This window comes from Polaromonas sp. P4_H1 (assembly GCF_056400945.1).
In genome coordinates, this window is sequence record NZ_JBFUKG010000002.1 from 532,524 (window position 1) to 542,992 (window position 10,469).

Sequence of the window (10,469 nt, forward strand, 5' to 3'; positions counted from 1 at the left end):
GGGGAACAATCCGCTACGATACTACGTATTCAGATACGTAGTTTTTCGTAAAGGTTAGCCCCCATGGAAGTCGATTACCAGCTCGCTTTCGATCTGGCGCCCGTCGGGCTCGTGTTGTCCCGAAACCGCTCCATTGTGGACTGCAACCAGCATTTGTGCGAGATGTTTGGCGCCTCGCGAGAGCAACTGGTCGGCCAGTCCTTTCTGGTGCTTTACCCGAGCGTGGACGAGTACGAGCGCATTGGCGCCCGCATGATTCCCATACTCAATACCAGGGGCCTGTACGCCGACGACCGCATCATGAAGCGGGTGGATGGCCGCAACAAGGGCGAAACCTTCTGGTGCCATGTGACCGGGCGCGCCCTGAACCGCAGCGCACCGCATGAAGCCGGCATCTGGACCTTTGAAGACCTGAGTTCGCGCCGCCCGGTGACGGCGGTACTCACGGCACGTGAACGCGAGGTTGCCGCCCACCTGATGGACGGCCTGACCTCCAAGGAAATCGGCCGCGCGCTGGTCATCAGCCACCGCACCGTGGAGATTTACCGGGCCCGCCTGATGCGCAAGTACAAAGCCTCCACCACGGCCGACCTGGTGCACAAGCTTATGGCGGGCGCATAAGCGGCCGAGCCTGCAAGGCCCGCCGCACAGTGGGTTGCTTTCGTTCACGGCCAGCACGATTTTGCGGATGGGAACAGAATCGACTCCAGTATTTTCTCCCCGTCCGATTCACCCACCCTAGCCAAGAGCCCTTTATGCCACTCACCCTCTACCAGGCCTCCGTGCCAGTCTTCACCCGCGGCTTCAACAACCTGGCCGCCGTGCTGGAAAAAGCCAGAGCCCACGCCGAGGCCAACAACATCGACCTGGCCACTTACGTCAATGCCCGCCTCGCCCCCGACATGTACCCGCTGACGGGCCAGATTCAGGGTGCCAGCGACGCAGCCAAGTTTGGCATTGCACGGCTTGGCGGTGTCACGCCGCCAAGCATGGCCGACACCGAAACCACGTTTGAGGAACTACAGGCCCGTATCGCCAACACCATCGCGTTCATGGGGACGGTGAGCGAGGCGCAAATCAATGCCAGCGAAGGCGGCACCATCACCCTCAAGATACGCGGCAAGGAAATGAGTTTCCCCAGTGAGCCCTACCTGCTCAATTTTGTGATGCCCAATTTTTACTTCCACGTCACCACGGCCTATGCCATCTTGCGCAATCAGGGCGTGCCGCTGGGCAAGATGGATTTCCTCGGAAGTCTTAACTGACTTCAACTGACGCCACCAACCCGATAGCCTATAGCCGGTAGCACGCTCGCCGGACCTGCATCTGCTCACGCCTCGCCGGAGTCCACCTCACGGCGAATCGACTTGCGCCCACGGTGCTGGTCGCGCAGTTTGCCGAGTGCGTGTTCGATCAAACGCTTGAGTTTGTCGCTGGCGCCACGGAAGGCCTCGTCCTGACTGGGTGCATGGTGGTTGACGGTCAAGGGGTCGTGGTGCGCCAGACGCGCTTCCATCACGCAGCGCCTGGAATCCGCGCCGGCCCCGTCGCCGGTGTCGTCACTCATATGCACTTCCACGCGGGTAATGTCACCCTTAAAACGGCTCAGCGCTTCGTTCAACTCTGTGGTGGCCCAGCGTTCAAATGCTTCGCCAGTGTGGATGGTGTGGTTGGAATTGACCTGAATTTGCATGTGTATTTCCCCTTCAGGAAATTGCGGCGCGGGCCTGCTGGCAGCAGGGGCGGCGCTGTGATGGAGCCGCACGCGCGGGCGACTGGAAAGCCCATTGTGCGCGCCACCCGTGCCGGAGTGTGCAGGTCCCGTCCTTGGTGAAAGTAAGGGCATCCCGGCCCTATTGAGCACTATTGGGCCCTATCGTGCACTGTCGCGTTGCAATATTTGCTCCTGGATTTATGGCTTCTCGAACCCGTTTTCACTGGTTTACGCCAAATAGCCGCAAAGTTCAATACTTCAACCGGCTTAAGAACCTGTTTACGCTCTAAACGAGGCCGCGCAAGCACCTTCTCGGGATGGGATGCAAGGCGCGGTGCGCCGCCCATAGCTCGGGCTATGGGCAAGCGCCGCAACGCCGCAGACCGCCCGAGAAGGCGCTTGCCCTTCGGGTTGGGGTGACGCGAACGCGGTCGCGTTTGCATCCCCATGGGGGCAGCCGCACGACGCACAGCCGGCCGGCTGTGCGGTCGGGCGATTGAGCCACCCGGCCCTTGCATGGGCATTAGCCCATGCGGCGGACCCGGGCGCCCCACTCATCCCGATTGCACCCCAACGCGGCCTCGTTTAGATCGTAAACAGGTTCTAAGGCGCATCCACCACCTCAGCCGCCGTACGAAAAGCCTCTACCGCGGCAGGCAGACCACAATAAATGCTGGCGTGCAGCAGCACCTCCTGCAACTGCTCCGGCGTCACCCCATTGTTAAGCGCACCGCGCACATGCCCCTTGAGCTCATGCTGCTTTCCCAGGGCGGTCAGCATTGCCACCGTGATCAGGCTGCGCGTCTTCAGGTCCAGTCCCGGCCGCTGCCATACGTCGCCCCAGGCATTGCGGGTGATGTAGCGCTGGATGGGCATGGAAAAATCCGTGGCCTTGCCAAAGGCGTTGGCAACGAAATCCTCACCCATCACCTGCTTGCGGGTGGCGAGGCCTTTGTCGAAATCCTTGTCTGCGGGAGGCGTCATGCTGTGCTCCAAAAAATCCCGAGGATAGCCGCTGGGCAAGATGGGCTATCTGGTGAATTTCAAACCGGGGCATAGCGCGCCCGTTCTGATTGGGCAACCGGCCTTACGCAGGTTCAGACCTTGACGCGGCAGCCCGGCTCTGCACGGGCGCCGTACATGGCCTGAACGGCTGAGCGATGCCTTCAGCCCCCTGGTGGCGCAGCGCCCGAACAATTCCCCGGTATGGATGGGTGGTTGCAGTTGACCTGAAGTTGACTTGAACCTGCATTTTCTCGCTCCTTTTGCATGTGTCAATTTTCTCCGGCCGCCCCCAGCCACTCGCGTTCGAGTTGGGCGATGATTTCACAAGAATTCTTGAACCCCACGGGCGTGGAGATGTAGCCATTGGCGCCAAGCCGGTAGGCCTCGCGCTTATCCGACTCCTGGTCGGAAGAACTCAGGATCACCACCGGAAGCAACCGCGTCCGCTCATCGGCACGCAGACGCTCCAGCACCTGGAACCCGTCGAGCCTCGGCATGTGAAGATCGAGCAACACCAGACGAGGCAGGGCGTTGCTGGTGCTCCCGGACCGGGCCGCCCCATCACCATCAAGCAGGAAGTCCAGGGCTTCCACACCGTCGCGCACGACCTGGATGGTGGCGCTGGACTGGTTGGCCTCGAGGGCAAACACGAATAGTTCGGCTGAAGTGGGGCTGTCTTCAACCAGCAGGATGTCAGGCGCGGAGATGTTCATGGTGAGTAACCCCTTTCACAATCATTCCGGCGGATGCCGTGGCGCAAGGCCTGCGCTCAGCCAGTCGCGTTCGAACTGCGCCAGGGTTTCGCACAAATGCTCGAACTCCACAGGTTTGCGGACGTAGCCATTGGCGCCAAGGCGCTCGGCTTCAAGTCTGTCCGACCTTTGATCGGACGCACTGAAGATCACCACAGGAAGCTGCCGTGTGCGCTCATCGGCACGCAGCCGCGCCAGCACTTCAAACCCGTTGAGCCTTGGCATATTCAGGTCAAGCAGCACCAGTCGGGGCAAGGCGTCCTGGGCGTTCCCGGGTCGGCGTTCTCCACCGAGGAGGACTTCCACCGCCTCGATGCCATCACGCGCGACCCTGATGGTCGTGGCCGACTCATTCATCTGATGAGCGAGCATGAACAGATCGACGTCACTTTGACTGTCTTCAACCAACAAGATGTCTGGTGCGAAAATTTTCATGATGGGACCGGTAGGTTGAAGAAAAATGTGGCGCCACACCCGGGAGATGACTCCACCCAGATACGGCCACCCATGCGTTCGGCGATGCGCAGGGCCATCGCCAGGCCTGCGCCGGTGCCTTCGTAAGCCTCGGGGAGATTCAGCTGGCTGAACAGTTTGAACAGCTTGTCGGCGTAGCGAGGGTCGAAGCCGATGCCGTTGTCGCGAACGAAATAGACATGCTGGTTCGGCTGGGCACCCACCGTGATGACCGCCGGCTGGCGGTCGCGGCTGAACTTGAGCGCGTTGGAGAGCAGTGCGACCAGGAGCCGCCGCAGTAGTGCGGGGTCGGCCTGACAGTCGGGTAGTTCCTCGATGTGGGCATCCACGAGGCGGCCGGGTTCCGCAGCCATCAACTCGCCCATGACTTCGCGCGCGGCGGCTGCGATATCCACACGCGTGGGAGACAAGGTCTGTTGCCGCAGGTTGACGAACGAAAGCAGGTCGTCCACCAGGCGCGCCATGTGCTTGGCACTGCTGGCAATCACCCCTGGAAATCGCAAGGCCGGATCTGGAAGATTGGCGGCGTACCGGGTCAGCAGCAGATGCGAATAGCCTTCCATGGCACGCAGCGGCGAACGCAGGTGATGTGCGACGGCATGCACGAAGCCCTCGATCTCCGTCAGCGCAGCTTCCAGTTCCGCCGTTCGCTCGCTCACACCTTGTTCGATGCTGGCATTGAGGCGACGGATTTCCAGATGCGCGGCGGCGAGCTGGCGTTCACACTCGTGCTTGTGGAGGGCCGCTTCGATGCTGAGTTGCAGTTCGCGCTCGCCGAAAGGTTTCACGAGGAAGCCGTAGGGGAAAGTGAGCTTGTCAAGCTGCAGCGTTGCCTCGTCGGAGTGCGCGGAGAGGAAGATCACCGGCACGTCCAGTTCGTGGCGCAGGATCTCGGCGGTCTGGATGCTGTTCATCTCGCCCCGGATTCCAATGTCCATCAACGCGAGTCTTGGCCGATGCAGGCGCGCCAGGGCGAGTGCCTCCTCGCCCGAGGCTGCGATGCCGCAGACCTTGTAGCCATTGTGCGTGAGCCGGGCTCCAAGATCGGCGGTGACCGCCGCCTGATCTTCGGCGAGGAGAAGCGTGGCTGAATTCATCGCAGGGGCTCGCATCACGCTGGCTTCGGCTCGCTGGGAGCTCTCGCCGGCAGGGTGAAAAAAAATGTGGCGCCGGCGCCTGGCCGGCTCTCAGCCCGGATCCCTCCGCCATGGCTCTCAACGATGCGCTTGACAATGGCCAGCCCCACCCCTGTGCCGGGGAATTCGGCCGCGCTATGGAAGCGCTGGAACGGCTCAAAGAGCTTCGCTGCGCCCGCCAGATCCAGGCCCGCACCGTTGTCGCGGACAAAGTAGGTATGAAAGTCCTCGCCTGCTTCACCGTCTGCAGCGGCGCCGACTTCCACCACCGGTTGCTCGCATTTCGACGAATACTTGAGCGCGTTGCCGAGCAGGTTGACCAGCGCATGCCGGAGTATGGACTCGTCAGCCCAGGCCTGCGGTAGCGTTTCACACACGAACTGCACCGGTTTCTGGCCAGGCAGGGAGGCAAGGTCGTCGAAAACTTCCTGCGCCATGCGCTTCAGGTCCACCGCCGCCAGACGAAGCGATTGCGCGCGGTTCGACTTCAGAAAAAGCAGATAGTCCTCCATCATGCGTTTCATCTGGAGCGCGCCTGCCTGAACGCGATCGAGGAACAATTGTCCTGACGAGTCGAGCTGGTCACGATGCTTATTGGCGAGCAGCTCGGAGAAGCCGGAAATTGCCAGCAGCGGCGCGCGCAAGTCGTGGCTCACGGCAGCGGCGAAGGTTTCCAGCTGGGCACCGAGCACCTCCTGCTGCTCCTTCTCGGCCAGCAGCTGCACCACCTGGCGCGTCAAGGCCTGTTCGCGGCTCTTCGCGGTGCCCCGGTCCGGGGTCTCGACCATCACCACGACAGCGCCGATGATCTTGCCTGTCTCGTCGGTAATGGGCGAAGCGCTGTCATCCACATATCGCTCCTCCCCCGTGCGCGTGATCAGCACGGTGTCCGGGTCCAGACGGACGACCACACCGTGGCGCAGGGCGCGCGCGGCCGGGTCTTCCAGGGGCTGGGCGGCGCCCTGTTTCATCAGACGCACGACTTCGCCGCATGGTTTGCCGGCGGCCTCATCCTGCGTCCAGCCGGTCAGCTTTTCCGCGGCGGGATTGAGCAGCAGGATCTCGGCACGGGTGTTGGTGGCAATGACGGCGTCGCCGATGCTCGTGAACGTGGCGGTCAACCACCGCGCGACCCGGCGCGCCTTGCGCTCCATCTCATGTCGCATCGGTGCCAGCTCGATGGCCACGCGCAGCTGCAGATCATCAAACGGCTTGACGATATAGCCCGCCGGGTCGGTGAGCCGGGCTCTTTGCAAGGTAGCCGAATCGCTGTGCGCCGTGAGGTAGATGACCGGGATGTCCAGCTCGCCACGCAGGTGTTCGGCGGCGTCGATGCCCTCGGGCCGGCCGTGCAACATGATGTCCATCAGGGCGACGTCGGGCCGCATGGTGGTGGCGATCCGGATGGCATCGGCCGCGGTGTCCGCCGCTCCGGCGACTTCGAAGCCGAGCCCCACCAGCCGTTGCTGCAGGTCTTCCGAGACGACGATCTCATCCTCGACCACGAGCACACGGGTTTTGCCCAGCAACTGTTCCATGGTCTTCACGGCGACTTGACCGCCGCCTCCTTGAATCGAATGTCGAACGCTGTGTGGCCGGGCCTGGAGCGCAGCGTCACGTCGGCGCGCAATTGCCTGGTGAACATCCTGACCAGCCGCAGGCCCAGTGTATTGGCCTGCTCCAACTGAAAGTCCGGCGCCAGCCCGACGCCGTCGTCGTGCACGCGCAGGGCGAATTTCCCGTCCGCTTCGGTATTCAACATCACGAGCAGGAGCCCCGGACGGCCATTGGGGAACGCGTACTTGAGCGCGTTGGTCACGAGTTCGTTGAGCATCAGGCCCACAGGCACCGCGGTATCGATGCTAACCGCCGCCGGCTCGAGCCGGAACTCCAGTTTCACCTTGGCATTGGAGGTGTAGGTGCGCATGAGAATACTCACGAGCGTCTGCACATAGTCCGCCAGGTCCACCGTTGCCAGCGTCTCCGACTGGTAAAGCTTTTCGTGGATGAGGGCCATGGAACGGATGCGACCCTGGCTCTCCTGGAACTGCATGAGCGTCTGCGGATCGCGGATGTAGCCCGATTGCAGCGACAGCAAGCTGGCGATGATCTGCAGGTTGTTCTTTACCCGGTGGTGAATCTCCTGCAGCAGCGCCTCCTTTTCCTTCAGCGAAGTCCGGATCTGGTGCTCGATGTCCTTGGTCCGCGAAACGTCGCGGATCGCCGCCGAGACGAGGATGCCCTCGTCCGTGTTCACCGGGCTCAGGAGGATTTCAGTCGGAAACTCGCTCCCGTCCTTGCGCCGCCCCTGCAGCTCCAGTTCGGCGCCCATCGGCCGGAGCCGCGGCTCTGAACCGAAGCGCATCCGGTGCTGGGGATGGAGCCCCCGGAACCGCTCGGGCAGCAGCATCTCGACCATCTGGCCCAGCAGTTCGCTGCGTGCATAGCCGAACAGCTTCTCCGTTTGCGCGTTCACCAGCACCATGCATCCCGCCTCGTTGACGATGACGATCGCGTCTGGCGCGGTTTCCAGCAGCGCACGAAACCGATCCTCCAGGCGCGTACGCTCGCTCACCTCCCCCGCGAGATCGTCAAGAATATTGAGCACCGCCTTTTGCATCTCCTCGAGGCGCAGCTTTTCGGCACCAGAATCTTCCAGTATGTTGAGAACAGCCTTCTGCGTCAGCTCCAGCAGGGCTCTTTCGCCCGCGGCATCCTCCAGGATGTTGACCACCGCCTTCGCGTAGTCGGCCTGGCTGAACTGCTGTTCAGCATCCATGCTTGGCGCCGTCTTCGTTGACATGGTCTGTCACCCGCCCCCGGTTTTCTTGAGCTCCTCGATCTCCCGCTTGCGCTCTTCGATCTCCTTTTTGAGCTCGATCATCTTGAGTTCACGCCCGACGGTGAGCCTCTGGAAGCGCTCCAGTTCCGCCAGCCGCTCCAGCTCCTTGGTTCGCTGCTCGGCGACCTCGGCCTCGGCCTTCTTCTGTGCCGTCACGTCGCGCGCGGCGGCGAACACGCCCAGCACATTGCCGCGTGTGTCCTTGTATACCGAGGCGTTGTACAGCACGTCGGTGAGCTTGCCGTTGCAGTGCCGGATTGTCAGCGGATAGTCGGAGACCGATTCTTTTTCGAAAACCTGCTTGTAGCCTTCGCGCGCCTTTTCCGGCTCGGTGAAGTAGTCGGAAAAGTCGGTCCCGATCAGCTTCTCGCGCGGCAAGCCGGTGATCTCGGCAGAAGCCGCATTGACGTCGGTGATCTTGCCTTCTGCGCTGATGGTGACCAGCGGGTCCAGGCTTGACTCGATCAGGCTCCGGGCATATTGGGAGGCTGTTTTCTGTATGGTTACGTCCCGAATGGTCGCCGCGACGGTCAAACCCTGTGGGCTTTCGATCGGGCTGAGACTGATCTCGATCGGGAACTCACTTCCGTCCTTGCGAACACCCCAGAGTTCGACGCCCGCCCCCATGGGACGCAGGCGCGGTTCGGCGAAGAATTTCCCCCGGTGTCCTGGGTGGCCCTTTCGATAACGGTTCGGGACGAAGATCTCAACGGATTGCCCGAGTATCTCGTCGCGCTCATAACCGAACAAGCTTTCGGTCTGGTTGTTCACCAGGAGGATGATGCCCTCCTTGTTGGCCAGCACCATTGCATCCGGAGCCGACTCGATGAGGGTCCGGAATCTCTGCTCCGCCTTGCGGCTTTGCGTCACGTCGCGTGCGGCCGCGAACACGCCGAGAACGTTCCCCCGGACATCCTTGTAGACCGCAGCGTTGTAGAGGACGTCCGTGAGCCGTCCGTCCGTGTGCCGGATGGTGAGCGGATAGTCGGTGACCGCTCCCTTGGAAAACGCCTCCCGGTACCCCTGGCGCGCCTTGTCGGGCTCGGTGAAGTAGTCCGAGAAATCGGTCCCGATCAGCTTCTCGCGCGGCACGCCGGTGACCTTGATGGAGCCTTCATTGACGTCGGTGATCTTGCCTTCCGGGCTGATGGTGACCAGTGGATCCAGGCTGGCCTCGATCAGGCTGCGCGCATAGAACTGCGTGGCCTGGAGTTCTTCCGTCAGGCGGATTTCATCCGAGATGTCTTTCGAGATGAGCAGGAAGCCGACGGGCTTGTCCGCTGCGTCGCGGCGTGGCGTGATGACGACGCGCGCGGTGAATTGCTCACCGCTTTTGCGGACCCGCGTGATGGTGCCTTCCCATTTACCGGCTTGCAGGGCGGCGGCCATGATCTGGACGGGCTTGTCGGTGGCGATGTCCTCCGGCGTATGAAGCATGGACGAGTTGGCCTTGCCAATGACTTCTTCCGGCTCGTAGCCATACAAGCGGCGTGCACCGGCGTTCCAGAGCTGGATCTTGCCGGTGAGATCCTTGCCGATGATCGAGTACTCGGTCGATGATTCGAGGATGTTTTGCAGGAAGGCCGATTGCTCGCCTTGCGGCGTTATTGGCGCGTCATTGCGCGCCTTCATTGACCCGGCATGAACATCCATAGGGGGCTCCTCCAGACAGGGGTTGGCAAACGATGCGCGGCCGCTATCGCGCCTCGATGAAAATACCTGGCGCTACACCATCGGTTCGTGCGGCCACGCGCGGGCACATTTCGGCAGCGCAGAACGCTGGCGCTGGGTGGTGCCTGTGGGCTGGAAAACGACAGTTTGGCGCTTGACATTCGCCGTTCACTGGACTGCGAGGACCATATGGGCCATTCCGCTCCTCCTTACGTCGTACGCATGCGTCGCAAGCTGCTGCGTGGTCCTGAATGCCACTTTGCTCGCCAGATCGCACCGTACCGAGACAATTATTTTTTTGGAAGCATACGCGCAATGCTGCGGCCTGTCCATGCACGCGCTCATGCACTGGCACGAACCAACCTGCACCGCGCAGGGCAATCACTGGCGGCAAGAGCCCAGGCAGCCAGGGTCGGAGGCGCGCCCCTGCAGGCTTTGGATCGCAGGATCGGGCCGTGCGGGCCGGCAGCGATGGAGTTCTGGTTGTCCGCGACAGGAATGCCTGACGCCAATGGTCCATACCTGCACGGGATTGGGGTTGTTGCTCGTGCGGGGGCTCCTCGGTTGACGTGAAGCAGCCTCGGCCGGGGAATCTGCGGGCAAGTTTAAAATTCATTGCAGTTACGCTAGGGCCTGTGAACGCTATTTATGCAAATGCGAATGGGGTGAAAACAGCGCCAATCAAGGCGCGCGACGACGCCCAGACCGGGCGTCTGGGCTAGGAGCGCAACGCAGAGTGGCGCTGTTTTCACCCCATTCCCTTCGGGTTGCGATCAAAAAGGCCCTGCGCGGCGTTGCAAAGCCTTGGCGGGGTCTACCCCGCCTGCGTTTTGCGCCTTGCTCATGGCCTTTTTGACTCGCAACGCATCTTGCAT

General features: G+C 62.0%; 10 protein-coding genes. 2 read left to right on the forward strand and 8 right to left on the reverse strand.

Annotated features, from left to right (window positions below; translation table 11 throughout):
• Positions 1-63: 63 nt before the first annotated feature.
• Together AC1DS5_RS05335 and AC1DS5_RS05340 are read left to right on the forward strand one after the other, a co-directional pair.
• Entirely contained in the window at positions 64-621 is a 558-nt protein-coding gene (locus AC1DS5_RS05335) for a helix-turn-helix transcriptional regulator (RefSeq protein ID WP_477717207.1), read from the forward strand.
• A 134-nt stretch (positions 622-755) separates the two neighbouring features.
• Positions 756-1,265 (forward strand): DUF1993 domain-containing protein, encoded by a 510-nt coding sequence (locus tag AC1DS5_RS05340; RefSeq protein ID WP_477717208.1) that lies wholly within the window; start codon positions 756-758, stop codon positions 1,263-1,265.
• Positions 1,266-1,330: 65 nt separating this feature from the next.
• Here the strand turns inward: AC1DS5_RS05340 and AC1DS5_RS05345 are convergent, their stop codons facing one another.
• The 8 genes from AC1DS5_RS05345 to AC1DS5_RS05380 all read right to left on the reverse strand — a co-directional run bounded on the left by AC1DS5_RS05345 (position 1,331) and on the right by AC1DS5_RS05380 (position 9,576).
• A complete protein-coding gene (locus AC1DS5_RS05345; protein ID WP_477717209.1) occupies positions 1,331-1,693 on the reverse strand; it encodes an HPF/RaiA family ribosome-associated protein in 363 nt (120 codons plus the stop codon).
• A gap of 624 nt (positions 1,694-2,317) precedes the next feature.
• Positions 2,318-2,698 (reverse strand): carboxymuconolactone decarboxylase family protein, encoded by a 381-nt coding sequence (locus tag AC1DS5_RS05350; RefSeq protein WP_477717210.1) that lies wholly within the window; start codon positions 2,696-2,698, stop codon positions 2,318-2,320.
• A gap of 290 nt (positions 2,699-2,988) precedes the next feature.
• The gene (locus AC1DS5_RS05355; protein WP_477717211.1) at positions 2,989-3,432 is read right to left on the reverse strand and encodes a response regulator; all 444 of its coding nucleotides are present in this window, start codon (positions 3,430-3,432) and stop codon (positions 2,989-2,991) included.
• A gap of 21 nt (positions 3,433-3,453) precedes the next feature.
• A complete protein-coding gene (locus AC1DS5_RS05360; protein WP_477717212.1) occupies positions 3,454-3,906 on the reverse strand; it encodes a response regulator in 453 nt (150 codons plus the stop codon).
• On the reverse strand, positions 3,903-5,042 hold the full coding sequence (locus AC1DS5_RS05365) for a sensor histidine kinase (protein ID WP_477717213.1): 1,140 nt from the start codon (positions 5,040-5,042) through the stop codon (positions 3,903-3,905). The genes AC1DS5_RS05360 and AC1DS5_RS05365 overlap by 4 nt, the downstream gene beginning before the upstream one ends.
• 14 nt (positions 5,043-5,056) lie before the next feature.
• Positions 5,057-6,619: a sensor histidine kinase gene (locus tag AC1DS5_RS05370; RefSeq protein WP_477717214.1), complete on the reverse strand. Its 1,563-nt coding sequence runs from the start codon at positions 6,617-6,619 to the stop codon at positions 5,057-5,059.
• 5 nt (positions 6,620-6,624) lie between these two features.
• Positions 6,625-7,860: a sensor histidine kinase gene (locus tag AC1DS5_RS05375; RefSeq protein ID WP_477717215.1), complete on the reverse strand. Its 1,236-nt coding sequence runs from the start codon at positions 7,858-7,860 to the stop codon at positions 6,625-6,627.
• Positions 7,861-7,890: 30 nt separating this feature from the next.
• Entirely contained in the window at positions 7,891-9,576 is a 1,686-nt protein-coding gene (locus tag AC1DS5_RS05380; RefSeq protein ID WP_477717216.1) for a PAS domain-containing protein, read from the reverse strand.
• Positions 9,577-10,469 lie beyond the last annotated feature (893 nt).

Coding starts and splice junctions, on each gene's coding strand:
- AC1DS5_RS05375 (WP_477717215.1), bottom strand. CDS start 7,860: ATGGATGCTGAACAGCAGTTCAGCCAGGCCGACTACGCGAAGGCGGTG.
- AC1DS5_RS05370 (WP_477717214.1), bottom strand. CDS start 6,619: ATGGAACAGTTGCTGGGCAAAACCCGTGTGCTCGTGGTCGAGGATGAG.
- AC1DS5_RS05355 (WP_477717211.1), bottom strand. CDS start 3,432: ATGAACATCTCCGCGCCTGACATCCTGCTGGTTGAAGACAGCCCCACT.
- AC1DS5_RS05350 (WP_477717210.1), bottom strand. CDS start 2,698: ATGACGCCTCCCGCAGACAAGGATTTCGACAAAGGCCTCGCCACCCGC.
- AC1DS5_RS05335 (WP_477717207.1), top strand. CDS start 64: ATGGAAGTCGATTACCAGCTCGCTTTCGATCTGGCGCCCGTCGGGCTC.
- AC1DS5_RS05345 (WP_477717209.1), bottom strand. CDS start 1,693: ATGCAAATTCAGGTCAATTCCAACCACACCATCCACACTGGCGAAGCA.
- AC1DS5_RS05380 (WP_477717216.1), bottom strand. CDS start 9,576: ATGGATGTTCATGCCGGGTCAATGAAGGCGCGCAATGACGCGCCAATA.
- AC1DS5_RS05360 (WP_477717212.1), bottom strand. CDS start 3,906: ATGAAAATTTTCGCACCAGACATCTTGTTGGTTGAAGACAGTCAAAGT.
- AC1DS5_RS05365 (WP_477717213.1), bottom strand. CDS start 5,042: ATGAATTCAGCCACGCTTCTCCTCGCCGAAGATCAGGCGGCGGTCACC.
- AC1DS5_RS05340 (WP_477717208.1), top strand. CDS start 756: ATGCCACTCACCCTCTACCAGGCCTCCGTGCCAGTCTTCACCCGCGGC.